This window comes from Streptomyces sp. NPDC126499, from assembly GCF_040302485.1.
GTDB lineage: Bacteria > Actinomycetota > Actinomycetes > Streptomycetales > Streptomycetaceae > Streptomyces.
The window spans coordinates 144,813-169,904 of record NZ_JBEOUO010000011.1; the positions used below are offsets into that span (position 1 = coordinate 144,813).

Consider the following 25,092-nt stretch of genomic DNA (forward strand, 5'->3'; position numbering starts at 1 on the left):
GACGCTCCCACCGCCCAACCCCGTACGCACCGATCTGGAAGGACGCCCCCGTGGCCACCTCCGTACGGGCGAGGAACGGCGGCCCCCCGTCGCTCGACGCACCGCCCTCCCGTTCCCCCCGCCCCGGCTCCGCCCGCTCCGGCGGACCGTCCGCCCGGCGCAGCAGGCTCTACCGGTGGGACCTGAAGGCGACGCCGTACGTCTTCGTCGCCCCCTTCTTCCTCACCTTCGCCGCCTTCGGCCTCTTCCCGCTGCTCTACACCGGCTGGCTCTCGCTCAACCGGGTGGAGCTCGGCGGCGAACCCGAGTGGAAGGGCCTCGCGAACTACACCGACCTCGCCGGCAGCGAGTTCTTCTGGAACGCGCTCGCCAACACCTTCACCATCGGCGTCATCTCGACCGTCCCGCAGCTGCTCATGGCCCTCGGCCTCGCCCATCTGCTCAACTACAAGCTGCGCGGGCGCCGGTTCTTCCGGGTCGCGGTCCTCGCCCCGTACGCCACCTCCATCGCGGCGGCGACCCTGGTCTTCGCCCAGCTGTTCAACTCCGACTACGGGCTGATCAACTCGGCGCTCGGCCTGGTGGGTTTCGACCCGGTCGACTGGGAGTCCTCCACCTGGCCCGCGCAGATCGCGATCTCGGTGATCGTGACCTGGCGGTGGACCGGCTACAACGCGCTGATCTACCTGGCCGCGATGCAGGCCGTGCCGAACGACCTGTACGAGGCGGCCGCGCTCGACGGGGCCTCGCGCTGGCGCCAGTTCCTGAGCATCACGATCCCCTCCATCCGTCCCACCATCCTGTTCACGGTCATCGTCTCCACCATCGGCGCCACCCAGCTGTTCGGCGAGCCGATGCTCTACGGCGGCAGCGTGGGCATCTCCGGCGGCAGCGGCAACCAGTTCCAGACACTGAGCCTGCTCATGTACGAGAAGGGCTGGGTCACCGGCGCGCTCGGCCAGGCCTCCGCCATCGCCTGGGTGATGCTGCTGCTCCTGCTCCTCATCGGCGGCGTCCAGGCGCTCGTCGCCCGCGCCAACCGCAAGAAGCTGGGGGGCTGAACCCGTGCGCACCCGATTCCGGCAGAAGGCCGGCCGGCAGCACCACGCCGGACCCCTCACCTACGTCCTGCTCGGCCTCGCCGCGCTGGTCTCGCTCTTCCCGCTCTACTGGAACCTCGTCGCCGCCTCCCACACCGGCGAACGGGTGGTCACGGCCCCGGCGCCGCTGCTGCCCGGACCACGGCTGTTCGACAACCTCTCCTTCGCCTGGAACCAGGTCGACATGGGCGAGGCGCTGGTCAACACCACGGTCGTGGCCGCCCTCGTGGCGCTGTCCACGGTCCTCTTCTCCACCCTGGCCGGCTTCGCCTTCGCCCGGCTGCCGTTCAAGGGGCGCAACATCCTGCTCACCCTGGTGGTGGCGACGATGACGATCCCGCCGCAGCTGAGCGTCATCCCGCTGTACCGGATCATCACCGACCTCGGCTGGGTCGACCAGCTCCAGTCCGTGGTCCTGCCGTCCCTGGTGGCCGCGTTCGGCGTGTTCTTCATGCGCCAGTTCCTCATCGAGGCGCTGCCGGTCGAGCTGGTGGAGGCGGCCCGGATGGACGGGGCGCACTCGCTGCGGATCGTCTGGCACGTGGTCTTCCCGGTCGCCCGGCCCGCGATGGCGGTCCTCGGCATGCTCGTCTTCGTCCAGGCGTGGAACGACTTCTTCTGGCCGTTCATCGCGCTCACCCCCGACGGCAACCCCACCCTCCAGGTGGCCCTGGCCGGCCTCGGCGCGGGCAACCACACCGTCGACCACGCGGTGGTGCTCACCGGGGCGCTGATCTCCACCGTGCCGCTGCTGCTGGTGTTCGCCGTGCTCGGCAAGCACATCGTCGGCGGGATCACCGCGGGCGCCGTCAAGAGCTGACGGCCCGTCCTCCCTCTCCTTCGTATCGCATCCGTCTCTCTTGCGTTGGGAGCCCTCTCCTATGACCGCGTCCGACACCCGGCCGCTCACCGCCGTCCGCCGCTTCCCGTCCGACTTCCTGTGGGGCGCGGCCACCGCCGCGTACCAGATCGAGGGCGCGGCGGCCGAGGACGGCCGGACGCCGTCCATCTGGGACACGTTCTCGCACACCCCGGGGAAGGTCTTCCAGGGCCACACGGGCGATGTCGCCGTCGACCACTACCACCGGTTCCGCGAGGACGTCCGGCTGATGTCCGAACTGGGCCTGAACGCCTACCGGTTCTCGGTGTCCTGGTCTCGGGTGCAGCCGACCGGCCGGGGGCCGGCCGTGCAGAAGGGCCTGGACTTCTACCGGCGGCTCGTCGACGAGCTGCTCGCGGCCGGGATCGAGCCGGCGCTGACCCTCTACCACTGGGACCTGCCGCAGGAACTGGAGGACGCCGGCGGCTGGCCGGAGCGGGCCACGGCCGAGCGGTTCGCCGCCTACGCGGCGCTGGTCGCCGACGCCCTGGGCGACCGGGTCACCCGCTGGACGACGCTCAACGAGCCCTGGTGCAGCGCGTTCCTCGGGTACGGCTCCGGGGTGCACGCGCCGGGCCGCACCGACCCGGTGGCGGCGCTGCGGGCCGCGCACCACCTGAACCTGGGGCACGGCCTCGCGGTGCGGGCGCTGCGGTCGGCGCTGCCGGCCGGGGCGAAGCTGGCGGTGTCGCTCAACCTCCACGAGGTGCGCCCGCTGACCTCGTCGCCGGCGGACCTGGAGGCGGCCCGCCGGATCGACACGGTCGGCAACGAGATCTGGCTCGGCCCGATGCTGGAGGGCGGCTATCCGCGGCAGCTGTTCGCCGACACCGCGCACCTGACCGACTGGGACTTCGTCCGGGACGGTGACGAGGCCGCGGTGGGACAGCCGCTGGACTGGCTGGGCATCAACTACTACACGCCCACCGTCGTGTCGCACGTCGCCGAGGGCGAGGAGAAGCCCCAGGACGACGGGCACGGCAACAGTGAGTTCTCGCCGTGGCCCGGCGCCGACGACGTCGCGTTCCACCAGGCCGACGGAGCGCGTACGGCGATGGGCTGGCCGGTCGACCCCTCGGGTCTGAAGGACCTGCTGACCCGGATCTCGGCCCGTCACCCCGGGCTGCCGCTGGTGGTGAGCGAGAACGGCGCGGCGTACGAGGACGTGGTCGCGGCGGACGGATCGGTGCACGACCCGGAGCGCGCCGCCTATGTGCACGCGCATCTGGAGGCGCTGCACCGTGCGGTCGAGGAAGGCGCCGTGGTGCACGGCTACTTCCTGTGGTCGCTGCTGGACAACTTCGAGTGGGCGTACGGCTACGCCAAGCGGTTCGGCGCCGTGCACGTCGACTACGAGACGCTGCGGCGCACCCCGAAGTCCAGTGCCCGCTGGTACGCGCGCGTGGCGCGCTCCGGCGAGCTGCACCCGCCGGGGGCGGAGGCCTGAGCAAGATCGTGGAGCGGTACGGTTTCGGGGCGGTCCGCCGACCCGGGACCGTACCGTCACGGAGGGAAGTGCCCGAGATGTCTGTGATCCACCGGACCACCATGACGCCGACGAAGCTGGAGCTCCTTCAGGCCTGGTTGCCCACCCGCCCCTGGTACCCGGCGACGGGCGGCACGCCCGTGCTGGAGAAGGCGGGCGGCTTCCGGCTCGACGACCCGGAGGGCGAGGTGGGCATCGAGTTCATGGTGGTGCGGGACGCCTCGGCCGCCGAGCGGCACGGGTACCTGGTGCCGCTGACGTACCGGGGCGCACCGCTTCAGGGCGCCGAGCAGTCGCTCGTCGGCACCTCGGAGCACGGGGTGCTCGGCACGCGGTACGTGTACGACGGGACGCACGACCCGGTGCTGCTCGCCGAGCTGCGGGCGCTGCTGCGGGGGCAGGTCGTGCCGCAGGCGCAGAGCGAGTCCGACACGCCCGACCCGAAGGTGACCGCCACCGTCGACGGGGACGAGGGATGGGCGCCGGTGTCCGACGCGTCGGTGACCGACGGGCCGGACGGCACGGTGATCCGGTTCGGGAGCGGGGCGCCGGAGCTGCGGGTGATCCGCGTGCTCGGGACCGGCGAGGAGCCGGCGGCGGGGGCGCGCGGCGCGGTCACGGCGTGGTGGCTCCCGGCGGAGGGCGAGGAGCGGACCGAGGCGTTCGTGGTCGTGCGCGACGCCCCCTGAGCTCCGGCTGCCAGGGGTCCGGGGCTCAGGGGCGTCGCGCCGGGTCCGGGGCTCCGGGTCCGGGGCGCGCGGGGGCCGGGGCTCCGGGTCCGGGGCTTCAGAGGGCCTGGGCGCCGGGGCGCGCCGGGGCACCCCGGGGCGCCGGGGTTCACGGGCTCCGGGGTTCCTCCGTCCGGCGGTCGTCAGAAGACCGAGAGGCCCGTGATGGTGGTGAACCGGTCGAGGGCGGCGACGCCCGCGACCGAGTTGCCGCGCTCGTCCAGGCCGGGGCTCCACACGCAGAGCGTGCAGCGGCCCGGGACCACGGCGATGATGCCGCCGCCGACTCCGCTCTTGCCGGGCAGTCCGACCCGGTAGGCGAAGTCGCCGGCGGCGTCGTACGTGCCGCAGGTCATCATCACCGCGTTGACCTGCTTGGCCTGGCTGCGGGTGAGCAGCCGGGAGCCGTCGGAGCGGACGCCGTGCCGGGCGAGGAAGCCGGTGGCGAGGGCGAGGTCGGCGCAGGACGCCTCGATGGAGCACTGCCGGAAGTACTCGCGCAGCAGGGTCGGCACCGGGTTGGCGATGTTGTCGTAGCTCGCCATGAAGTGGGCGAGCGCGGCGTTGCGGTCCCCGTGGGCGGTCTCGGAGGCGGCGACGTCCCGGTCGAAGTCGAGGTCCTGGTTGCCGCTCTCGGCCCGCAGGAAGTCCAGCAGGACGCCGGAGGCGTCGCCGGTCATCCGGTGCAGCTGGTCGGTGACGACGAGGGCGCCGGCGTTGATGAACGGATTGCGCGGGATGCCGTTCTCGTACTCCAGCTGGACGAGGGAGTTGAACGGGTTGCCGGACGGCTCGCGGCCGACGTGCTCCCACAGCGCCTCGCCCTTGCGGGCCAGGGCGAGGGCGAGCGTGAAGACCTTGGTGACGGACTGGGTGGAGAAGGGGTGCTGCCAGTCCCCCACGCCGTACACGGTCCCGTCCAGCTCGGCGACGGCCATCCCGAATCGGGCCGGGTCGGCGGAGGCGAGCGCCGGGATGTAGTCGGCGGACCGGCCGCGCGCGGTGAGGCCGGCGATCTCCTCGGCGATGCGGTCGAGGACGGGTTCGAAGGTCAACAGCATGCACCCATCTTGCGCTGGCCGGTGCGCGGACCGTGGGGGCACCCCCTGAGTGGCGTCGGCAGGGCGACGGGGCGAGGGTGGCTGGAAGGAGACGTACGGGGTAACCGGGACACAGGGGACTTAGGGGATGCACGAGACATACCTGATGTACGAGAACGGGAGTGAGGTGAGCCGGGTGCCGCTGACCGCGGATGAGCCGGGCGCGCCCTGCTGGCTGAGTCTGGCGGCGCGCGACCTCGGCGCGGCGGAGGAGTTCTACGGGGCCGTGCTCGGCTGGACCTTCCGGCACGGTTCGCTGGGGCACGGCTTCTCGGTGGGCGAACGGGACGGGGTGCCGGTGGGCGGCATCGGCGAGCTGGCCGTCCGGATGTCCATGCCGGTCGCCTGGACGCCGTACTTCGCCGTGGCCGACGCGGACGAGGCGGTGGCGCGCATCCGCGAGCGCAGCGGCACGGTCGGCGTGGGCCCGGTGGCCTTCCCTCCGCGTGGCCGGGCGGCCCTGGCCACCGACCCGGAAGGCGCGGCGTTCGGCGTGTGGGAGGGCCGGGTCTCCTCCCGCTGGCGGCTCGGTGAGCACCACGCCCCCGCCTGGCTGGAACTGCACACGCGCAACGCCTTCGACGCGGCCGTCTTCTACGGAGGCGTCCTGGACTGGCTGAACGGGGGTGTGGAGCGGTTCGAGGTGGCCTACGAGGACGACCAGGTGGTGCTGTACCGCCAGGGCGAGGCGATCGCCCGGCTGAACAGCGGCCCGGTGGAGGCGGCGTCCCCGCAGCCGCAACTGCGCCCGCGCTGGCTGGTCCACTTCCGCGTCCCGGACCTGGAACGCGCGACCGCCGCGGTGCTCGAGCACGGAGGTTCGCTGGTCCCCGAGGCGGACCACGGCTGGCCGGTCCCGGCGGGCCGGCGTGCGTCGGTGCGCGATCCGCAGGGCGGCCTGTTCACGTTGGACGAGGCGGCGGACGAGCGGGCCTGAGGGCCGAGAGCCGGAGGACCTGAGGGCCTGAGGGCCCGGAAGCCTGAGGGCCCGGAAGCCTGAGGGCCCGGAAGCCTGAGGGCCCGAGAGCCCGGGAGCCCGAAAGCCTAAGGGCCTGCCTGAGGGCCTGCGGGCCTGTTCCGGCCGGGTGCCCGCACGCGAACCGGCCCGGAGTGTCTCCGTTCCTCCCGTCCGCCTCCCTCACCGCTCCGGTGCCGCGAGGCCCAGCTCTCCCGTGGGCTGGGGGGCGAACCAGCGCTCCGTGGCCCGCTCCGTCACCCCGGCGAGGGTCGGCGGGGACCAGCGCGGGTCGCGGTCCTTGTCCACGACCTGGGCGCGGATGCCCTCGACCAGGTCCGGTGAGGAGAGGGCCGCGCAGGAGAGCCGGAACTCCATGTTCAGGGTCGCTTCGAGCGAGTCCAGGGCCCGGGCGCGGCGCAGCGCGGCCAGGGTGGCCTTCAGGGCCGTGGGCGAGCGGGTGAGCAGGACGGTCGCCGTCTCCTTGGCCTCGGGGACGCCCGAGTCGGTGAGGCGCTCGACGATCTCCTCGACGGTGCCGGCGGCGTAGCAGGCGTCGATCCAGCCGCGGCGGTCGGCCAGATCGCCGGGCGGCGCCGGGCGGGCGTGGCGGGCGACCGCCTCGTCGGCGGGCAGCCGGACGAGGTCGTCGGCGAGGGCCGGCAGGGTCTGGGAGGGCACGAAGTGGTCAGCGAGGCCGGTGAGGAGGGCGTCGGCGGCGCCTGCCTGGGCGCCGGTGAGGGCGAGGTGGGTGCCGAGTTCGCCCGGGGCGCGGCTCAGCAGGTACGTGCCGCCGACGTCGGGGACGAAGCCGATGCCGGTCTCGGGCATGGCGATCCGGGAGCGTTCGGTGACGATCCGGACGGAGCCGTGTCCGGAGACGCCGACGCCGCCGCCCATGACGATCCCGTCCATGAAGGCCACGTACGGCTTGGGACAGCGGGCGATGCGGGCGTTGAGCCGGTACTCGTCGCGCCAGAAGGCGACGGTCGCGGTGCCGCCGCCGGCGCGGGCGTCGTCGTGGATGGCCCGGATGTCGCCGCCCGCGCACAGTCCCCGCTCGCCCGCGCCGCGCAGGACCACGGTCGTCACCGCCGGGTCGTGCTCCCACTCCGTCAGGGCGTCGTCGATCCGGCGCACCATCGCGTGGGTGAGGGCGTTGATGGCGCGGGGCCGGTTCAGGGTGAGGAAGCCCGCGCGGCCCTCGGTGTGGACGAGGACCTCGGGCTCCTGGGGGCCGGTGGGTGCCGACATGTGCGTCCTTCCGGATTCCGGCGCGCCGTTCCGGGGTACCGAAACGATCTTCCGTCCACCGTAGCCGCCCGGACGGCGCTCGCCCAGGGGCTCCCGGCCCGCTGCCGCCCTACCGGCGGGAACACCCGGATGGCGGGGCGCCCGCGCACCACGTTCGCACACCGCGCCCGAGCCGACTGACGGCTCGGATCCCCCGCCCCGTCGCTCTCCGTGGCGGTCTCCCGTTTTCCCTGTCGGTCACACCGGGGGCAGCATGGAAGGAAGCCCCGGCGAGCAGGGCGGGAAGGAGCGCAGCGTGACGCCAGGCGCGGAGCGGTCCGCCCCGGGTTCCCCGGGGCGGGCCAGCGGGTTGCGGAGCGTCGCGGGCCAGGTCTTCGCTTTGCAGGCGATCATCGCGCTGCTGATCGTGGCCGCGGCGGCGCTGGCGCTCGTCCTGCAGGGCCGCTACGACAGCGAACGCGACGCACGCAACCGCTCGCTGGCCGTCGCGGAGGCCTTCGCCCACGCGCCCGGGCTGGTGGAGGCGCTGCGCTCCGACGACCCGACCGCGGTGCTCCAGCCCCGCGCGGAGGCGGCCCGGATCGGCTCCGGGGTGGACTTCATCGCCGTTCTCGCCCCGAACGGCGCGCGCTACACCGACTCCGACCCCTCCCTCATCGGCCAGCGCGCGCACGGTGACATCGCCAGGGCGGCGGCCGGGGAGTCCTTCACGGAGATCTACCACGGCGCCCCGACCGACGCGGTGCGGGCGGTCGTCCCGGTCCGGGACGAGAACGGGACGGTCGTCGGCATGGTCAGCAGCGGCATCGAGGTGGAGACCGTCGGCAACGCCGTCGAGGGCCGGCTGCCGCTGCTGCTCGGCGCCGCGGCGGGCGGCCTGGCCCTCGCCGTGGGCGGCGCGGGCCTGGTGAGCCATCGGCTGCGGCGGCAGACCCACGGCCTCGGCCCGGCGGAGATGACCCGCCTCAAGGAGCACCACGAGGCGGTCCTGCACTCGGTGAAGGAGGGGGTCGTCATCGTCGGCGGCGACGGGACGCTGCTGCTCGCCAACGACGAGGCGCGCCGGCTCCTGAAGCTGCCGGCGGACGCCGAGCGGCGCCACGTCCGGGAGCTCGGCCTGGAACCCCGTACGGCCGCGCTGCTGCTGTCCGGGCGGGCGGCGACGGACGAGGTGCACCTCGCCGGTGACCGGCTGCTGGCCGTGAACGTACGGCCGACCGGGGACCGCGCGGGCGGCTGCGTCATGACCGTGCGCGACACGACGGAGCTGGCGGCGCTGACCGGCCGGGCCGAGGTGGCGCGGGGCCGGTTGCGGCTGCTGTACGAGGCGGGCACGCGGATCGGCACGACGCTGGACGTGGTGCGGACGGCGGAGGAACTGTCGGAGGTGGCGGTGCCGCGGTTCGCCGACTTCGTGACCGTGGAACTGCTCGACCCGGTGATGCGCGGCGAGGAGCCGTCCGGCGCGTACACGGAGATGCGGCGCACGGCGCTGAGCGGGGTGCGCCAGGAGACGCCGCTGCAGCCGGTGGGCGACCTGATCCGGTTCGTGGTGCCGACCACGCCCATGGCGTCGGCCCTCGACGAGGGACGGGCCGTGCTCCAGGCGGACCTGGCCTCCGCGCAGGGCTGGCGGGCCCAGGACCCGGAGGGCGCGGCGCAGGCGCTGGCGTACGGGCTGCACTCGCTGCTCACGGTGCCGCTGCTCGCCCGCGGGGTGGTGCTCGGCATGGCGAATTTCTGGCGCGGCCGCGACACCCCGGAGCCGTTCGGGGAGGAGGACTTGTCGTTCGCGGAGGAGCTGGCGGCGCGGGCGGCGCTGGCGATCGACAACGCGCGGCGGTTCACCCGGGAGCACTCGATGGCGGTGGCGCTGCAACGCAGTCTGCTGCCGCGGGTGCTGCCGGAGCAGAACGCGATGCGGGTCGCCTACCGGTATCTGCCGGCGAAGGCGGGGGTGGGCGGTGACTGGTTCGACGTCATCCCGCTGCCAGGGGCGCGGGTGGCGCTCGTGGTCGGGGACGTGGTGGGGCACGGGCTGCACGCGGCGGCGACGATGGGGCGGCTGCGGACGGCGGTGGCGAACTTCTCCACGCTCGACCTGCCGCCGGAGGAGCTCCTCACCCATCTGGACGAGCTGATCGACCGGCTCGGGGAGGAGAACGAGCCGGGGAGCGAGAACGACGGCGGGGGTGACGGGGACGGCGACGGCGGTGCGGAGGGCACCGCGGGCGCGACCTGTCTGTACGCGATCTACGACCCGACCTCCGGTGTCTGCACGATGGCGAGCGCGGGCCATCCGGGGCCCGCGCTGGTGCGGCCGGACGGGAGCGTGGAGTTCCCCGCGCTGCCTGCCGGACTGCCCCTCGGCCTCGGTCTCGGCGACCGGCCGTTCGCGTCGGCGCGGCTGAAACTGGAGCCGGACAGCACCCTGGTGCTGTTCACCGACGGTCTTCTGGAGGACCGCCACCGGGACTTCGACACCGGGCTCGCGCTGCTGCGCAAGACCCTGGCGCGGCCCGACCGGACGCCGGAGCAGATCTGCGCGGACGTGCTCGCCGCGCTGCTGTTCCCGGTGCCGTCCGACGACATCGCGCTGCTCGTGGCGCGGGCCCGCCGGATCCCGCAGGACCGGATCGCGGAGTGGGACGTGCCGTCGGATCCGTCCGCCGTGGCGCCGGTGCGCAACGCGGCGGCGGCGCGGCTCGCCGAGTGGGGTCTGGAGGGTGCGGGGTTCACGGCGGAGCTGGTGTTGAGCGAGCTGATCACCAACGCGATCCGGTACGGGCGGCCGCCGGTCAGGGTGCGGCTGGTGTACGACCGGGTGCTGATCTGCGAGGTGTCGGACGGCAGCAGCACCTCCCCCCATCTGCGGCACGCGGCGGACACCGACGAGGGCGGCCGGGGCCTGTTCCTGGTGGCCCAGTTCGCCCAGCGCTGGGGCACCCGGTACGCGCGCCGGGGCAAGACCATCTGGGCCGAGCTGCCGGTCTCCCCGGACGGTCCGGGCGCGGACCCGGCGGTCCCGCTGCTCGATCCGGACGCCCTGGAGGACCTGGCCTGGTGACGTCCACTCCGGCCACTCCACCCGTAGTACTCTCCCCGGAGTACGTGTGGTGCCGGGTGACGGGAGTGATGAGGGTGGCGCGCAGGAACCCGGAGCGCAGGGCGGCGCTGGTCGACGCCGCGATCGAGGTGCTGGCCCGGGAGGGAGCCCGGGGCCTGACGTTCCGGGCCGTGGACACCGAGGCGGCCGTGCCGCCCGGCACCGCCTCGAACTACTTCGCCAACCGGGACGACCTGCTCACCCAGGCGGGCGCCCGTGTCTACGAGCGGCTGCAGCCCGACGAGGAGACGCTGGACGCCCATCGGACGGCGAGCGCGGACCGCGAGACGTACACGCGCCTGATGCGGGACCTCGTCGGCCGGGTCAGTTCCTTCCGCACCGGCTATCTGGCCCTGCTCGAACTGCGCCTGGAGGCCACCCGGCGCCCGGAGCTGCGCGCCGTCCTGACCGAGCGGGTGCGCGCGGACGTCGAGCAGAACGTGACCTACCACGAGTCGACCGGTCTGCCCGGCGACGCGACGGCGGTCAGACTGCTGATGCTGACCCTCAACTGGCTGATCGTGGAGCAGCTGACGCTGCCGGAGGTCTTCTCCGAGGAGGAGCGGGACGCCCTGATCGGCGCGGCGGTCGACCGGATCGTCTTTCCCTAGCCGGTCCACCGGATTCTCGAGCTGGTCCACCGGATTCCCCAGCTGGTCCACCGGATCGTCCTTCCCCGGCTAGGTGTCTCGCAGCCGGTCGGCGAACCAGTCGGCGGCGAGTTCGCCCACCCGTTCGAGGGCGCCCGGCTCCTCGAAGAGGTGGCCGGCGCCGGGGACGGTGACGAGCCGGTGCTCGCAGCGCAGCCGGCGCTCGGCCCGGCGGTTGAGGTCGAGGACCAGGGGGTCGGCGCCGCCGACGATCAGGAGGGTCGGCGCGGTGACGTCGGGCAGGCGCTCGTCGGCGAGGTCGGGGCGGCCGCCGCGGGATACCACGGCGGCGACGGTGCTGCCGGGCTCGGCGGCGGCCCACAGCGCCGCGGCGGCGCCCGTACTGGCCCCGAAGTAGCCGGTCGGCAGTCCGCCCGCGCCGGGACGGGCGGCGAGCCAGTCGGTGGCCTGCCGCAGGCGCGCGGCGAGCAGCGGGGTGTCGAAGACGTTGCTCCGGTCCGCGGCCTCGTCCTCGGTGAGCAGGTCGAAGAGGAGCGTGCCGAGCCCGGCGCGGTGCAGGGCGGCGGCGACCGCCGTGTTGCGCGGGCTGTGCCGGCTGCTGCCGCTGCCGTGCGCGAAGAGCACGACGCCGCCGGCCTTCCCGGGCACGGTGAGATGTCCGCCCGCCTCCGTGGCGCCGAGCGGGATGCGGACCTCGGTGTCCTCGCCGCCCCGGATTCCGGCCGCGGCCCCGCCGCGCCGCGCCCTGAGCCGGGCCACGACCTCCTCGTCCGGGGTCTGCGAGAAGTCCTGGTAGAACTGGCCGATGGCGTAGAAGGTGACGGGTTCGCGGACGCAGTACGTCTCGTCCGCCGCGCCCGCGACCCGGGTGGTCCAGCCGCGGGGCGCGACCGGCACGGCGAGCGCGATCCGGTCGGCACCCCGGGCCCGTACCACCTGGCAGGCGGCGAGCGCGGTGGCGCCGGTGGCGAAGCCGTCGTCGACCACGACGACCGTGCGACCGGTGATGTCGTCCGGTTCGCGCTCGCCCCGGTAGCGGCGGGCCCGTTCCTCCAGGACGGCCCGTTCCCGCCGCTCGGCCTCGGCGAGGTCCCGGTCGGACACGCCGGTCCGGGCGATCACCTCGTCGTTGAGGACGCGGACGCCGTCCTCGCCGATCGCGCCCATGGCGAGCTCGGGCTGGAACGGCACGCCCAGTTTCCGTACCAGGCAGATGTCCAGGGGCGCCCCGAGCGCGTCGGCGACCTCGGCGGCCACCGGCACTCCCCCGCGGGGCAGTCCGAGGACGACCACGTCCCGGCCCCTGAGGTCGGTGAGCCGCTCGGCGAGCTGCCGGCCGGCGTCGGTGCGGTCGGTGAAGTACATGTCTGCGCGCCTTCCTGCCCATGCGCCCGTCGGACCGCCCGGGACGGGGGTCATCCGGGCCGGGCCGTCAGGGCCGGTCCGCCCAGGTCCGCTTCGGGTGCGGTGGAGATCCGCATGCCGTAGGGACGGCTGATCCGGCCGAGCACGTCGTGGAGCCACCGCACGTCCCGCTCCGGGGCCCGTTCGAGCCGCAGTCGGCGGCTGCGCAGCGGCACGAGCCGTACCTCGGCCAGGGCGCCGTCCTCGTCGCGGACGGTGACGAGGTGGAGGAGCCGCAGGTCGTCGCGGTAGTGCTCCTGTCCGCCGATCCCCTCGTAGTCGTTGACGAGGTCGCCGCAGCCGTGCAGGACGAGCCTGCCCCGGTACGCCTCCAGGGGCCGCGGGTGGTGCGAGGAGTGGCCGTGCACGATGTCGGCGCCCGCGTCGACGAGGGCGTGGGCGAAGGAGACCTCGGCGCGGGCGGGGGCGTAACCCCAGTTGGGCCCCCAGTGGACCGACACGACCACGAGGTCGCCGGGCCTGCGCCCGGCGCGCAGCCGGGCGCAGATGCGGCCGGCGGCCTCGTCGGCCGGTTCGGCCGCGAAGTGGACGCCGCCGCGCCGGGCGGTGGCGGCCCAGTCCCGGGGCACTCCGCTGGAGGCCAGGCCGAGCGCGTGGACGAGGAGCCGGCGTCCGCCGGGCAGCGGTACGGCCGCGGGCCGCCGGGCCTCCTCGGCGTTCCGGCCCGCGCCCGCGGTGCGCAGCCCGGCGCCGGCGAGGGCGTCGAGGGTGTCGTCGAGTCCGCGCCGGCCGTGGTCGAGGACGTGGTTGTTGGCGAGGACGACCACATCGGGCCGTACGGCGGTCAGCGCGGGGAGGTTGGCGGGATCCATGCGGTAGTGGACGGCCTTGCCGGGGGCGGGGCGGTCGTGCCGGGTGACCGCCGTCTCCAGGTTGACCACCCGGGCGTCGGGCCGTGCGGCGTCGATCAGGGCGAGGGCCTCGCCCCACGGGTAGTAGGGACCGGCCGTGCGGGGCACCGGTCCGGAACGGGCCTCGGCGAGGGCCACGTAGTCACGCGCGTCGCGCACGTACCGCTCGGGCAGCGCCGGGTCGAGGGGATGGGGAAGGATCTGGTCGATTCCGCGGCCGAGCATCACGTCGCCGCAGAGGAACAGTCCGGTCAGACCGTCGCCGCCCATACACCCAGGCTAGCCCTCCGGACGTCATGCGTTCCGATGATCATGATCGTCCCGGGGAGGGACGCGGGGCGCGGGTCACGGCGGACAGGATGGTCCCTCCGCGCGCGCTCACACCGCGCGCGGAGGACCGACGAGACGACCACAAGGGGGAACCTCCTCATGCACTCCACGCGCTCGACGCGCTCCTCGCACTCCACTCGCTTAAGGGTCCGCCCGGCCCGGACGACGGCCGTGGTCTCGGCCGCCCTCCTCGCCCTGTCCCTGGGCGTGCTCCCGGCCCAGGCCGCCGACGCCACGGGGGCGGCGCCGGTGAGCGCGGTGGCGGAGCGCCACCGGCCCGCCCTGGACCGCGAGGCGCTGCGCGCGTCCCTCGACGCCTTCCGCGCCGCCGGCATGTACGGGTCGTTCGCCGCGGTCCGGGACGGCTCGGCGCAGTGGCGGGGTGCCACGGGCCTCGCCGATCCGGCCGCAGGGCGGCCCATGGCACCGGACTTCGAGCACCGGGTCGGCAGCATCACCAAGACGTTCACGGCCGTGGCGGTCCTCCAGCAGGCGGAACGCGGCCGGATCGACCTGGACGCGCCCGTCGGCCGCTATCTCCCGGACCTCGTCACCGGCGAGCGCGGCGAGAAGGTGACGGTCCGGATGCTGCTCAACCACACGAGCGGCATCGCGGACTACATCCTGCCGGCCTTCCCCGGACTGGTGCGGGACCCGGGCAAGGAGCTGGACGAGCACCGGCTGCGGCACCTGGAACCGGAGGAGCTCGCCCGCCTGGGCCTCGCGGCGCCGCCGGTCCAGGAGCGGGGGAAGCACTCCTACTCCAACACCAACTACATCCTCGCCGGGCTGGTGCTGGAGCGGGTGACGGGCCAGGACCCGGAGGCGTACATCACCCGTCACGTCATACGCCGGGCGGGTCTGCGCCACACGTACTTCCCGTCCTCGGCGCGGATCGAGGGTCCGCACGCGGGGATGTACGAGTCGTTCTACGGCCTCATCGACCCGCCGGGCGACTACAGCACGTACGACATGTCGTGGGCGGGCACCGCCGGTGCGCTGGTGTCGACGACGAACGACCTCAACGTCTTCTACCGCAAGCTGCTGGGCGGCCGGCTGCTCGGCCCCGCCGCGCTGCGCGCGATGAAGACGACGGTCCCCGCCTACGAGACGGCGCCCGGCGAGGAGGCCGCGATGCGCTACGGGCTCGGCCTGTACACGCTGAGGATGCCGAGCGGCGGCTGGTACTGGGGCCATGACGGCGCGGTGTTCGGCGCGGGCACCTGGTCGCTCGCCACCGAGGACGGCCGCCGGCAGGTGTCCGTGGCGTGGAACCTGATGAAGTACCAGCGCTTCGACGAGCAGGGCCGTCCGCTGCCGGATCCGATCACTCCGGCGCTGTACGCGTTCGTGGACGGCGCCCTCGCCGGCGGCGCCCCGGCAGCGGCCACGGGTGGCCTGCGCTCGGCGGCACCGACGGCCGCCGCCGACCTGCCGCCGCTGGTGGACCGGCTGCCGGGCTTCCCGCGGTAGGGCCCTAACGGCCCGCCCGGGCCGCGCGGCGGATGGTGGCGTCCACCAGGGCGAGCGCGTCCGCCGCGGTGCGGCCCGGGGCGCGGTTCCAGGGGCCGATGAGCTCGGTCCAGCCGCGGGAGCGGAGCTCTTCGAGCATCCACGCCCCGGCCTCGTTCATGGTGGCCGCGCTGCCGTAGCCGAGCCGGTGGGCGGCGAGCATCGCGCCGCAGACGCAGCGTGCGCCGCGCCGGTCGCGGAGCTTGTACGGCGTGTTCTGCCAGCCCCAGGTGGTCAGGACCCGCCGGGCGTGGGCGAGGTGGACCGAGGGGCTGACGTCGGGGCTGCCGATGCGGCGCCAGGCGTGCAGCCGGTCGGGCAGGATCGCGCCGAGGCGTCCGGGCAGCGGGCGCTCGGCGGGCTCGGGCGCGGGCCGGGCGTCGAGGCCGGCGAGGGCGTCGGCGACGAGCCGTTCCACCGGGACGGACAGCAGCCGCCGCCAGTCGGCCGCCTCCTCCCGTACCGGCGGGGCGTCGGACCAGCGGGCCACGATCTCCTGCCAGGCCGCGGTGTCGAGCAGGGCGGCGGCTTCCCGGTCGAGCTCGTCGGGGGTGGTGGGCGCGGCGGCGGGGGTGACGGCGGGGTTCGGCATGCGGGCGACTCCACGACTTATTCATACCTGTATCGGTAGATATGTCGGCTTTGTCGCCCGCTGCCTTGAGCCTCAGATCGTCAGCACCCCGCCCGCCGTCCCCGTGAGGTGCTCGGGCGTCAGGAGCTCGGCGAGCCGCTCGGGCGGGAGCAGGCCCTTCTCCAGGGTGAGCTCGGCGACCGAGCGGCCGGTGGCCAGGGCCTCCTGGGCGATGGCGGTCGCGGCGGTGTAGCCGAGGTGCGGGTTGAGCGCGGTGGCCAGTCCGATGGAGTTCTCGACGCTTCGGCGCAGGGACTCGGTGTTGGCGGTGATGCCGGTGACACAGCGCTCGGCGAGGGTGTGGCAGGCCGCCCTGAGGGAGGTCAGGCTCTTCGACAGGGCGTGGAAGATGACCGGCTCGAAGGCGTTGAGCTGGAGCTGGCCGCCCTCCGCCGCCATGGTGATGGTCATGTCGTTGCCGATCACCTCGAAGGCGACCTGGTTGACGACCTCGGGGATGACCGGGTTGACCTTGCCGGGCATGATGCTCGAACCGGCCTGAACGGGCGGCAGGTTGATCTCGCCGAATCCCGCGCGCGGGCCGGAGGAGAGCAGCCGCAGGTCGTTGCAGGTCTTGGAGAGCTTCACGGCGATCCGCTTGAGGACGCCGGAGAGCTGCACGAAGGCGCCGCAGTCCTGGGTGGCCTCGATCAGGTTGGCGGAGGTCACCAGGGGCAGTCCGGTGATGCCGGCGAGGTGCCTGCGGGCGGTCTCGGCGTAGCCGGGGGCGGCGTTGAGACCGGTGCCGATCGCGGTGGCGCCGAGGTTGATCTCGTGGATCAGCTCGATCGCCTCGGCCAGGCGTCCGCGGTCCTCCTCCAGCATCACGGCGTACGTGGAGAACTCCTGGCCCAGCGTCATGGGCACGGCGTCCTGGAGCTGGGTGCGGCCCATCTTGACGACGCCGCCGAACTCGACGGCCTTCTCGGCGAAGGCGTCCTGGAGGACCGCCATCGCGCGCAGCAGGTCGCGGGCCGCGCCGATGGCGGCGATCCGGATGGCGGTCGGGTAGACGTCGTTGGTGGACTGGCCGAGGTTGACGTCCTCGTTGGGGTGCAGGAGGTGGTAGTCGCCCTTGGCGTGTCCGAGGAGTTCCAGGGCCCGGTTGGCGACGACCTCGTTGGCGTTCATGTTGGTGGAGGTGCCGGCGCCGCCCTGGACGACGTCCACGACGAACTCGCCGTGCAGCGCGCCGCCACGGATCTCGCGGCACGCGGCGACGATGGCCGCCGTCTTGTCGGCGGGCAGCAGACCGAGCTCCTCGTTGGCGAGGGCGGCGGCCTCCTTGACGGCGGCGAGCGCGTCGATCAGCTGCGGGTAGACGGAGATGGGCGTGCCGGTGATGGCGAAGTTCTCCGTGGCGCGCAGGGTGTGGATGCCCCAGTACGCGTGCGCCGGGACCTCCCGGTCGCCGAGCAGGTCGTGCTCGCGCCGGACGGCCCGGCCGGTGGGGCCGGACGTCTCGGAGGCGGCCGAGTCGGGGGCGGTGTGCTGTGGTGCGGGGATCACGGTGACGGTGCCTTACGCGTGGGGAGGAGGGTGGCGGCAGGGGTACGGACCGGGGCCACGACCGCGCCGTGGCCCCGGTGGCTCGGTGCGCGAGAGCGGGCTCGGCGCGCCACGGCGAGGCCGGGCCGTGCGCGAGGCCGGGCCCGCGCCCGAGAGCGGGTTCAGTGCGCGACGGCGAGGGCGGGCTCGGCGCGGACCGGGCCTTCGAGGAGGGTGCGGAGCAGGGCGGTGCGGCGCTCGGGCGAGGGCACCTCGGCGAGGAGCGCGGCGAGCAGGGCTATCCGGGCCTGGCCGGGGCGCAGGGTGCCGGCGAGGACCGCGCCGGCGGCGGCCAGGTCGACGGCGCCGCCGCCCGTGTAGACCTCGGCGACGGGGCCGGAGGCGACGCGGGTGGACAGGACGACGTGGACGCCCCGGTCGACGGCGCGGGCGACGGCCTCGGCGATCTCCGGGGTGGCGTTGCCGGCGCCGGTGCCGACGAGGACGATGCCGCGGGCCCCGGCGGCGACGGCCGCCTCGAAGAGGACCGGGTCGGCGTCGGAGTGGTGGGTGACGATGTCGACGCGGGGCAGCGGGCGGCCCTCGGCGGGCAGCGGCAGCGGCGCGGGGCGCTCGGGCTCGCGCTCGATGTCGACCTGTCCGAAGCCGAGGCGGCCGACGCGCTCGCCGGAGGGGTCGGCGAACGGGTCGGAGGCGAGGGTCTTGGTCTTGACGGTGCCGCGGGCGGCGTGGACGAGGCCGTCGAAGACGACGAGGACGCCGAGGCCGTGGACGGTGGCGGCGACCTGGAGCGCGTCGTAGAGGTTGCCGGGGCCGTCGCCGTCGCCCGTGCCGAAGGGGCGCTGGGCGCCGGTGAGGACGACCGGGCGGGGGTCGGAGTGGTGCAGGTCCAGGAAGAAGGCCGACTCCTCGAGGGTGTCGGTGCCGTGGGTGACGACGATGCCGTCGACGCCGGGGTCCTCGAGCGTCTCGTGGACGGTGCGCAGCAGCAGCAGCTGGCGCTCGGTGGTCATCCGGGAGCTGTTGACGTTGAAGAGGTCGACGACCTCGACGTCCACGTGGTCGGGGACCGCGGCCGTGGCCACGACGTCGTCGCCCGAGGCGTCGGCGGCGTATCCGCTGCCGGTCCAGCGGCTGGCGATGGTGCCGCCGGTGCTGATGACCACGATGCGGCGCGGCCGGGCGTCGCGCGTCCACTTCATGAGCGTGCTGTCCTTCCCTGGTGGTGTGCGCGGCAACGATAGGCCAACTGTCACGCAATGCGATTGCGAAATGACCCTGGAATCATGAACTCCGTGGTAGATAATTGCGCCATGGACCGAATCGATCTCCATATCTTGCGCGAGCTTCAGCAGGACGGCCGGCTGAGCAACCAGGAGCTGGCCCAGCGGGTCGGCCTCAGCCCCTCCCCCTGCCTGCGGCGGGTCCGCCAGCTGGAGCAGGACGGGGTGATCCAGGGCTATCGCGCCGTCATCGACCCGGAGGCGGTCGGGCGGGGCTTCGAGGTCCTGGTCTCGGTGGAGGTGAAGCGGGACCGGGAGACGGTGGAGGCCTTCGAGGAGGCCCTCCAGGACATCCCGGACGTGATCGAGGCGTACCGCCTCTTCGGCAGCCCCGGCTGCCTGCTGCGCATCGCGGTCGCCGACCTCGCGGCGTACGAGCGGTTGTGGATCGAGCGCCTGACGACCCTGGCCGGGGTCACGGAGGTCAACTCGCAGATCATCATGAAGCGGGTCAAGGAGCCCCGCGGACTGCCGGTCGAGCGCTGACGCACCCGATCCGGTCCGGCCGGGCCTCCGCTACGGGGGGCAGGTCCGGCCGGACCCCGTGCCACGGGTAGTCCGGCCGGTCTCCGCTACGGGTAGGTCCGTACGTCGTCCCGGTAGGCGCGGGCGCGCTCCCGCACCACCTCGGGCAGCTCGCCGCCGGCCAGGTCCGCGAGGGTCGTGGACTCCAGGACCTGGCGCAGGCTGGTGCGCACCGCACGCCACACGTCGGGCAGCGGGGCCGCCGCGCCCTGGTAGGCGAGGCTCGTCAGTTTCAGGTCCCGCACGCTGACGAGCGGTCCGTCCATGGCCCGGATGACGTCGGCGAGGGTGATCGCGTCCGGCGGCCGGGTGAGCGAGTAGCCGCCCTCGGGGCCGCGGACGCTGGCCACCAGACGGGCCTGGCGCAGTTCGCTGAGCACGACGAAGAGGAAGCGGACCGGGATGTCCTGGCGTCCGGCGATGTCCTCGGCCTTGAGCGGCCCTTCCGGGGAGCGGGCGAGCTCGGCCATGGCCCGGATGGCGTAGTCCGTTCGTGCGGAGATCCTCACCGGCTCAATGTCTCACGAGTGGCGCCCTCCCGGCGCACCCCCGGAGCCGATGAGGCGTCAGAGACGCCCCGGCGCCGCACTGTTGTCCAAAACCGGCGTTGCCCGTTCATTTTGTTCATCGACATAGTGAACAACGCCCGTGCCGTGCCCGTGCCCAGCCGAACCCACCCCGCCCCGGAGGTGCCCGTGGTGTCCGCCGCAGCCCCGCAGACCGGCCCGTCCGTCCCCGCCCGACCGACCGTGGCCGTGGTCGGCGCGGGAGCGGCGGGCGCGCTCGTCGCCGTCCAGGTGTGCGAGACGGCGACCCGACGGCGTACGCCGCTGGACCTGGTCCTCATCGACCCGGCGCCCGAGGCGGGCCGGGGCACCGCATACGCCACCGAGGTCCCCGAGCACCGGCTCAACGTGCCGGTCGGCCAGATGAGCTGCTATCCGGACGACCCCGGCCACTTCCGGCGCTGGCTCTGCGCGCACGGCGAACCGACCGTGCGCGACTCGGACTTCGCCCCCCGCCACCGTTACGGCTCCTATCTCGCCGACACGCTCGGGCGCGCCATCATCGCGGCGCACGGCACGGTGTCCGTACGGCGGCTGCGCACCCGCGCGACGGGTCTGGCCGACGGGCCCGGGGGGCGTCCGGTGCTCCGGCTGGCCGACGGCGGCACGGTCACCGCGGACGGCGTGGTGCTCGCCACCGGGCCGGCGGCGGGCCGGGCCGACTGGGCGCCGGACGGGGTCACCGGCTCCGACCGGTTCGTCGCCCGCCCCTGGGCGCCCGGAGCGCTCGCCGGCGTGGGCCCGTCGGACGACGTGCTGCTCGTGGGCACCGGTCTGACCGCCGTCGACCTCGCCCTGGTCCTGGACCGGCCCGGCCGGACCGTGCACGCCGTCTCCCGCACCGGGCTGCTGCCCCAGGCGCACGCGCTGGCGCCGCTGCCTGCCGTACCGCCGCCGCCGGAGCTGGCGGTGCTGCCGTTCCCGGCGCTGCGCCGGGCGGTGCTGCGGTACGTCGCCGCGACCCGCCGGGCGCACGGCGACTGGCGGCCCGCGTTCGACGGGCTGCGGCCCTGGATCGGGCAGCTGTGGCAAGGGCTCACCGACGACGAGCGGGCGGAGTTCCTGGGCCGCGACGCCACGCCGTGGAACGTCCACCGGCACCGTATGGCCCCGTCCACGGCGGAGGCGGTCGCCCGGGCACGCGCGGCGCGCCGGCTGCGGGTGCACGCGGGCCGGGTCACCGGCGCGGCGCCGACCGCGGACGGCGGCCTCGCCGTCGCGCTCTCGGGGGGCCGCGAGCTGCGGGTGGCGTGGGTGGTGGACTGCACGGGTCCCGGGCTGCGGGCCGATGCCGGCGGTGATCCGCTGTGGAGCGGTCTGCTCGCCGACGGGCTGGCCGTCCCGGGGCCGCTGGGCATCGGCGTGGCCACCGACGGCGGTCGGCTGAGGGACGCGCGGGGAGAGGCCGGGCGTCCGCTGTTCACCCTCGGCGCGCCGCGCCGGGGCGAATTGTGGGAGACGACCGCGATCCCCGAGATCCGCGTCCAGGCGAAGGAGGTCGCCGAGGCCCTCCTCGCCCCGCTGGGCCCGACCGCGCGGCCGGCGCGCCGGCGGCCCACGGACCAGTTCGGGCTGCCGCTGTCCACGCACGCGGCCGCGGCCGCGGCCTTCCGCTCGGGCCTCGGCCGGGTGATGACCGTACGGGCCAAGGCCGCCGAGGCGTTCGCCCGGGCAACGGAGCTCGACCCGGGCTTCGCGCTCGGGCACGCCGCGCTGGCCCTGCTCGGGCACGAGGGCGGGGCGGACGTCGATGTCGCCCGGGCGCTCGCGGACGCCCACCGGAGTGTGCGGGAGCGCGGGGACGAGCGGGAGCGTTCCTTCGTCGACGTCGTCACGCGCCGCATCCGGGACCACGAGACTCCCGGGGCACCGGGCTCCTCCAGCGCTTCCTCGGGCGTGTCGGACGGTGACACGGCGCTGATCGGCCATCTGGAGCGTTTCCCCGGGGACGCGTTCGCCCTCGGGATCGCCGTTCCCACGATCGCCTTCGCCGGGGTGGGCGACCTCGACGGGACGCTGGCCCTGCGGCTGGTGGAGCGCACCGCGCCCGTCTACGGCGGCCACTGGTTCCCCACGTCCCTCCTCGCCTTCGTCCGTCAGGAGCAGGGCCTGATCGACGAGGCGGGCGAGCTGGCGCGTGCGGCGCTCACCGAGGAGCCCGCTTCCGGCCACGCGGTGCACGCCCTGGCGCATGTGCACTACGAGACCGGGGCGCACCGCGTGGGCCGGGAGTGGCTGGACGGCTGGATCGGCGGGCACGGCCGGGGCGCCGTGCACCGGGCGCACTTCTCATGGCACGTGGCGCTGCACGAGCTGGCCCTCGACGACGCCGAGGCCGTGCGCCGCCGCTGGTTCGCCCAGCTCGCCCCGGGCCAGGTGGGCGGCGTGCGGGCGCTGGTCGACTCCGGTTCGCTGCTGTGGCGGGCCCGCATGTGCCGGAACTGGAGCGGGCGGGTGCCCGTCGACGGCGTCCTCGACGCGGTCGAGCGGGACCTGGTCGAGCGTCCGTCGACGGCGTTCACCGCGCTCCACAGCGCCCTCGCGCTCACCGCCGCGGGCGATCTGCCGGCCCTGCGCCGGCTGCGCGTCCACGCGGCCGGGGCGGATCCGGTGCAGCGGGAGGTCGTGGTGCCGCTGTGCGACGCCCTGGAGGCGGTCCTGGAGGAGGAGTGGGCGACGGCGGCGGAGCGGCTGAGTGCGCTGCTGCCCTCGCTGCGCCGGGTGGGCGGCAGCGCGGCCCAGCGGGAGGTCGTCGAGGAGACGCTGTTGTACGCGCTGGTGGAGGCGGGGCACAGCGACCGGGCCCGGCGCCTCCTGGAGGAGCGGCTGGACCGCCGTGACTCGCCCCTGGACCTGCGGCGCCTTGCCGGTCTCGGTGCCTGACGGAGGGTCGTCCCGGTGCCCGACGCGGGGTCGTGCCGGTGCCCGACCTGGGGTCGTGCCGGTGCCCGACCTGGGGTTGTGCCGTATGTCAGAACGTCATGAAAAAGCCTTCTGACCGTTACACGACAATCCCCTCGCCCGTGCCACTCTCCCGGTGACACCGATTCAACACGCGTAGATCACCGCCCGCTTGAGCCCGGGCGGTGATCCGGCGCGTGCCGTCCCCGGGAAAGGGCCCCCATGTCCGTTGCGCAGAGAGGCAAGTGGAAGACGTGGGCGGCGATGTCCGCCGTCCTCGTCGGCCTCACCCTTCCTACGGTCACCGCGACTCCCGCCGGCGCCACGACCGACGCCTACGACAGCACGTACTACAAGAACGCCATCGGCAAGACCGGCCCGAGCCTCAAGTCCTCGCTGCACACCATCATCAGCAGCCAGAACAAGATCTCGTACGACGCGGTCTGGAACGCGCTGAAGGTCACCGACCAGGACCCGAACAACACGAGCAACGTCCTGCTGCTCTACAGCGGCTACTCGCGCAGCAAGAGCCTCAGCGGCGGTGACGTCGGCGACTGGAACCGCGAGCACGTGTGGGCCCAGTCCCACGGCAGCTTCGGCACCTCCGCCGGTCCCGGCACCGACCTGCACCACCTGCGCGCGTGCGACGTCCAGGTCAACAGCACCCGGGGCAACAAGGACTGGGACAACGGCGGCGGCGCGGTCAGCGGGGCGCCGGGCAGCTACACCGACAGCAACTCCTTCGAGCCGCGCGACGCCGACAAGGGCGACGTGGCCCGCATGATCCTCTACATGGCCGTCCGCTACGAGGGCGACGACTCCTGGCCCGACCTGGAGACCAACGAGTCCACCACCAACGGCAGCGTCCCCTTCCACGGCCGCCTCGCGATCCTCAAGCAGTGGCACCAGCAGGACCCGCCGAGCGCCTTCGAGGAGCGGCGCAACGAGGTCATCTACAACACCTACCAGCGCAACCGCAATCCGTTCATCGACCACCCGGAGTGGGTCGAGGCAATCTGGTAGCCCGACCATGCGCCGTGGGCCTGGCTCCCCGTGGCCTCGGGGAGCCAGGCCCACGGCCCGTGCACGAGCACTGCCCCGCCCTCCAGAAGGAGGTCGGCAGCAGCGACACCATCCCCCCGTCGCCCGCGGCCGTCACGGCCTGCGCCGAACACCTCGGGCCGCACCGGAACTTCTCCACCACCGGCGACACCGTGGCCGACCTGGAGGACCTGCGGCGCGCGCTCGGCGTGGACACGTGGACCCTCGACGGGGTCTCGTACGGCACCTTCACCGCCGGGCAGTACGCGCTCACCCGTCCGCAGCGGGTGCGCCGGCTCGTCCTCGACTCCGTCGTGCCGCTCGACGGCGCCGGCGTGCTCTACGAGGCGGCCCTCGGCCACTCCCGGGAGGTGCTGCGCACCGCCTGCCGGGAGCAGAACTGCGGCTTCGACCCGGCCCGCGACCTCGCGAAGGTGGTGCGCCGGGACGGCAACGGCGTCGGCGTGTTCCACCTCCTCGTCATCGCCGGGATCATCGACCCGAAGCTCGACGATCCCCGCTTCGGCATCCTCGACGCCCTGCACGCCTCCGCCGAGGGCGACCCGGCACGCCTCGACGCTCTGGTCGCCGGCTTCTCCGCCCCGTCCGGCGAATCTCCGGCGGACTTCAGCTCCGGGCTGCACGCGGCGACGCTGTGCGCCGACTCGCGGTGGCCGTGGGGTGACGCTGCCGCGCCCGTCGAGGGCCGGGAACGGGCCCTGCGCAAGGCCGTGCAGCGGATCCCCCCGGCGCAGGTGTGGCCCTTCCAGCGGGAGACGGCCGGCGCGCAGGGCATCCCGCGGACCTGTCTGCCCTGGCCGTCCTCCCGCCCCCACCGCCCGGCCCCCGGCCGCATCCTGACCATGCCGGTCCTGCTGCTCGCCGGCGACCGCGACCTGTCGACCCCGGTGCGGTGGGCCCGTGACCTGGCCGCCGTGACCCCGAAGGCCGAGCTGGTCGTCCTCCCCGGAGTGGGCCACTCCACCCAGAGCCGCAGCGAGAGCGGCGCCAAGGCGGCGGAGGCGTTCCTGCTGCGGTAGGGGCCCGTCGGCCGGGCCCTCGGGGGCGCACCACGGGGCGGGGAGACGGACGCCTGGCCGGAGCCGTACGGGCGGGGTGACGCGCGCGGATCACCGGGGCGGGCGGCATTCCGGCGTACGGCACTGGTGGACGCCACAGGTGGTCGGCACCGGCGGTCGGCACCGGTCGTGGGCGCCGGCGGTCGGCACCGGCGTACGGCGAAGGACGCGGGCCGGCGGCCGGACTTCGCCGCCCCTGAGCACCGCTGAGCCGTCCCC

Annotated in this window: 20 protein-coding genes; 12 read left to right on the forward strand and 8 right to left on the reverse strand. The window is 74.3% G+C overall.

Going from position 1 to position 25,092, the window contains the following annotated elements; all coding sequences use genetic code 11:
- The first annotated feature begins 50 nt into the window (after window positions 1–50).
- The 4 genes from ABTZ91_RS18710 to ABTZ91_RS18725 all read left to right on the forward strand — a co-directional run bounded on the left by ABTZ91_RS18710 (window position 51) and on the right by ABTZ91_RS18725 (window position 4,155).
- Window positions 51–1,061, forward strand: coding sequence for a sugar ABC transporter permease (locus ABTZ91_RS18710; RefSeq protein WP_352078264.1), 1,011 nt, complete (start codon window positions 51–53; stop codon window positions 1,059–1,061).
- 4 nt (window positions 1,062–1,065) lie between these two features.
- Window positions 1,066–1,920 carry a carbohydrate ABC transporter permease gene (locus ABTZ91_RS18715; protein ID WP_352078265.1) on the forward strand — a complete coding sequence of 285 codons (855 nt, stop codon included), beginning with the start codon at window positions 1,066–1,068 and terminating at the stop codon, window positions 1,918–1,920.
- A 61-nt stretch (window positions 1,921–1,981) separates the two neighbouring features.
- Entirely contained in the window at window positions 1,982–3,427 is a 1,446-nt protein-coding gene (locus ABTZ91_RS18720; RefSeq protein ID WP_352078266.1) for a GH1 family beta-glucosidase, read from the forward strand.
- A gap of 77 nt (window positions 3,428–3,504) precedes the next feature.
- Entirely contained in the window at window positions 3,505–4,155 is a 651-nt protein-coding gene (locus ABTZ91_RS18725) for a maltokinase N-terminal cap-like domain-containing protein (protein WP_352078267.1), read from the forward strand.
- 182 nt (window positions 4,156–4,337) lie between these two features.
- On the opposite strand, the gene ABTZ91_RS18730 is transcribed toward ABTZ91_RS18725, so the two are convergent.
- Window positions 4,338–5,255, reverse strand: a complete 918-nt coding sequence (locus ABTZ91_RS18730) for a glutaminase (RefSeq protein ID WP_352078268.1) — start codon at window positions 5,253–5,255, stop codon at window positions 4,338–4,340.
- Window positions 5,256–5,382: 127 nt separating this feature from the next.
- Here ABTZ91_RS18730 and ABTZ91_RS18735 point away from each other — a divergent pair, with 127 nt between their 5' ends.
- A complete protein-coding gene (locus ABTZ91_RS18735) occupies window positions 5,383–6,231 on the forward strand; it encodes a VOC family protein (protein WP_352078269.1) in 849 nt (282 codons plus the stop codon).
- Window positions 6,232–6,432: 201 nt separating this feature from the next.
- Here the strand turns inward: ABTZ91_RS18735 and ABTZ91_RS18740 are convergent, their stop codons facing one another.
- Window positions 6,433–7,503: an enoyl-CoA hydratase/isomerase family protein gene (locus ABTZ91_RS18740; protein ID WP_352078270.1), complete on the reverse strand. Its 1,071-nt coding sequence runs from the start codon at window positions 7,501–7,503 to the stop codon at window positions 6,433–6,435.
- 253 nt (window positions 7,504–7,756) lie between these two features.
- Between ABTZ91_RS18740 and ABTZ91_RS18745 the strand changes: the two genes are divergently transcribed.
- Window positions 7,757–10,570 (forward strand): SpoIIE family protein phosphatase, encoded by a 2,814-nt coding sequence (locus tag ABTZ91_RS18745; protein ID WP_407077980.1) that lies wholly within the window; start codon window positions 7,757–7,759, stop codon window positions 10,568–10,570.
- Window positions 10,571–10,644: 74 nt separating this feature from the next.
- A complete protein-coding gene (locus tag ABTZ91_RS18750) occupies window positions 10,645–11,220 on the forward strand; it encodes a TetR family transcriptional regulator (RefSeq protein ID WP_352078272.1) in 576 nt (191 codons plus the stop codon).
- Between the two features lie 69 nt (window positions 11,221–11,289).
- Here ABTZ91_RS18750 and ABTZ91_RS18755 read toward each other — a convergent pair whose 3' ends face one another.
- Together ABTZ91_RS18755 and ABTZ91_RS18760 are read right to left on the reverse strand one after the other, a co-directional pair.
- Entirely contained in the window at window positions 11,290–12,585 is a 1,296-nt protein-coding gene (locus ABTZ91_RS18755) for a phosphoribosyltransferase family protein (RefSeq protein ID WP_352078273.1), read from the reverse strand.
- 50 nt (window positions 12,586–12,635) lie between these two features.
- Window positions 12,636–13,766: a CapA family protein gene (locus tag ABTZ91_RS18760; protein WP_352078274.1), complete on the reverse strand. Its 1,131-nt coding sequence runs from the start codon at window positions 13,764–13,766 to the stop codon at window positions 12,636–12,638.
- 159 nt (window positions 13,767–13,925) lie between these two features.
- On the opposite strand from ABTZ91_RS18760, the gene ABTZ91_RS18765 reads away from it, so the two are divergent.
- A complete protein-coding gene (locus ABTZ91_RS18765; RefSeq protein ID WP_352078275.1) occupies window positions 13,926–15,299 on the forward strand; it encodes a serine hydrolase domain-containing protein in 1,374 nt (457 codons plus the stop codon).
- Between the two features lie 4 nt (window positions 15,300–15,303).
- On the opposite strand, the gene ABTZ91_RS18770 is transcribed toward ABTZ91_RS18765, so the two are convergent.
- From ABTZ91_RS18770 to ABTZ91_RS18780, 3 genes are all read right to left on the reverse strand, one after another.
- Complete coding sequence (locus ABTZ91_RS18770) at window positions 15,304–15,930, reverse strand: hypothetical protein (protein WP_352078276.1); 627 nt, start codon at window positions 15,928–15,930, stop codon at window positions 15,304–15,306.
- Between the two features lie 72 nt (window positions 15,931–16,002).
- A complete protein-coding gene (locus tag ABTZ91_RS18775) occupies window positions 16,003–17,478 on the reverse strand; it encodes an aspartate ammonia-lyase (protein WP_352078277.1) in 1,476 nt (491 codons plus the stop codon).
- Between the two features lie 161 nt (window positions 17,479–17,639).
- Entirely contained in the window at window positions 17,640–18,680 is a 1,041-nt protein-coding gene (locus tag ABTZ91_RS18780) for an asparaginase (protein WP_352078278.1), read from the reverse strand.
- Window positions 18,681–18,791: 111 nt separating this feature from the next.
- On the opposite strand from ABTZ91_RS18780, the gene ABTZ91_RS18785 reads away from it, so the two are divergent.
- Window positions 18,792–19,247, forward strand: coding sequence for an Lrp/AsnC family transcriptional regulator (locus ABTZ91_RS18785; protein WP_352078279.1), 456 nt, complete (start codon window positions 18,792–18,794; stop codon window positions 19,245–19,247).
- Between the two features lie 86 nt (window positions 19,248–19,333).
- Here the strand turns inward: ABTZ91_RS18785 and ABTZ91_RS18790 are convergent, their stop codons facing one another.
- On the reverse strand, window positions 19,334–19,795 hold the full coding sequence (locus ABTZ91_RS18790; RefSeq protein WP_352078280.1) for an Rrf2 family transcriptional regulator: 462 nt from the start codon (window positions 19,793–19,795) through the stop codon (window positions 19,334–19,336).
- 240 nt (window positions 19,796–20,035) lie between these two features.
- Here ABTZ91_RS18790 and ABTZ91_RS18795 point away from each other — a divergent pair, with 240 nt between their 5' ends.
- From ABTZ91_RS18795 to ABTZ91_RS18805, 3 genes are all read left to right on the forward strand, one after another.
- Window positions 20,036–22,735: an FAD/NAD(P)-binding protein gene (locus tag ABTZ91_RS18795; protein WP_352078361.1), complete on the forward strand. Its 2,700-nt coding sequence runs from the start codon at window positions 20,036–20,038 to the stop codon at window positions 22,733–22,735.
- Window positions 22,736–22,975: 240 nt separating this feature from the next.
- Window positions 22,976–23,776: an endonuclease gene (locus ABTZ91_RS18800; protein WP_352078281.1), complete on the forward strand. Its 801-nt coding sequence runs from the start codon at window positions 22,976–22,978 to the stop codon at window positions 23,774–23,776.
- A gap of 59 nt (window positions 23,777–23,835) precedes the next feature.
- Complete coding sequence (locus tag ABTZ91_RS18805; protein WP_352078282.1) at window positions 23,836–24,834, forward strand: alpha/beta hydrolase; 999 nt, start codon at window positions 23,836–23,838, stop codon at window positions 24,832–24,834.
- Window positions 24,835–25,092: the final 258 nt, after the last annotated feature.

What these genes read in the sequence shown, in the direction of transcription:
- ABTZ91_RS18755 (WP_352078273.1), bottom strand. Translation starts at nt 12,585, where the DNA reads ATGTACTTCACCGACCGCACCGACGCCGGCCGGCAGCTCGCCGAGCGG.
- ABTZ91_RS18760 (WP_352078274.1), bottom strand. Translation starts at nt 13,766, where the DNA reads ATGGGCGGCGACGGTCTGACCGGACTGTTCCTCTGCGGCGACGTGATG.
- ABTZ91_RS18770 (WP_352078276.1), bottom strand. Translation starts at nt 15,930, where the DNA reads ATGCCGAACCCCGCCGTCACCCCCGCCGCCGCGCCCACCACCCCCGAC.
- ABTZ91_RS18745 (WP_407077980.1), top strand. Translation starts at nt 7,757, where the DNA reads ATGGAAGGAAGCCCCGGCGAGCAGGGCGGGAAGGAGCGCAGCGTGACG.
- ABTZ91_RS18780 (WP_352078278.1), bottom strand. Translation starts at nt 18,680, where the DNA reads ATGAAGTGGACGCGCGACGCCCGGCCGCGCCGCATCGTGGTCATCAGC.
- ABTZ91_RS18720 (WP_352078266.1), top strand. Translation starts at nt 1,982, where the DNA reads ATGACCGCGTCCGACACCCGGCCGCTCACCGCCGTCCGCCGCTTCCCG.
- ABTZ91_RS18765 (WP_352078275.1), top strand. Translation starts at nt 13,926, where the DNA reads ATGCACTCCACGCGCTCGACGCGCTCCTCGCACTCCACTCGCTTAAGG.
- ABTZ91_RS18725 (WP_352078267.1), top strand. Translation starts at nt 3,505, where the DNA reads ATGTCTGTGATCCACCGGACCACCATGACGCCGACGAAGCTGGAGCTC.
- ABTZ91_RS18740 (WP_352078270.1), bottom strand. Translation starts at nt 7,503, where the DNA reads ATGTCGGCACCCACCGGCCCCCAGGAGCCCGAGGTCCTCGTCCACACC.
- ABTZ91_RS18735 (WP_352078269.1), top strand. Translation starts at nt 5,383, where the DNA reads ATGCACGAGACATACCTGATGTACGAGAACGGGAGTGAGGTGAGCCGG.
- ABTZ91_RS18730 (WP_352078268.1), bottom strand. Translation starts at nt 5,255, where the DNA reads ATGCTGTTGACCTTCGAACCCGTCCTCGACCGCATCGCCGAGGAGATC.
- ABTZ91_RS18785 (WP_352078279.1), top strand. Translation starts at nt 18,792, where the DNA reads ATGGACCGAATCGATCTCCATATCTTGCGCGAGCTTCAGCAGGACGGC.
- ABTZ91_RS18800 (WP_352078281.1), top strand. Translation starts at nt 22,976, where the DNA reads ATGTCCGTTGCGCAGAGAGGCAAGTGGAAGACGTGGGCGGCGATGTCC.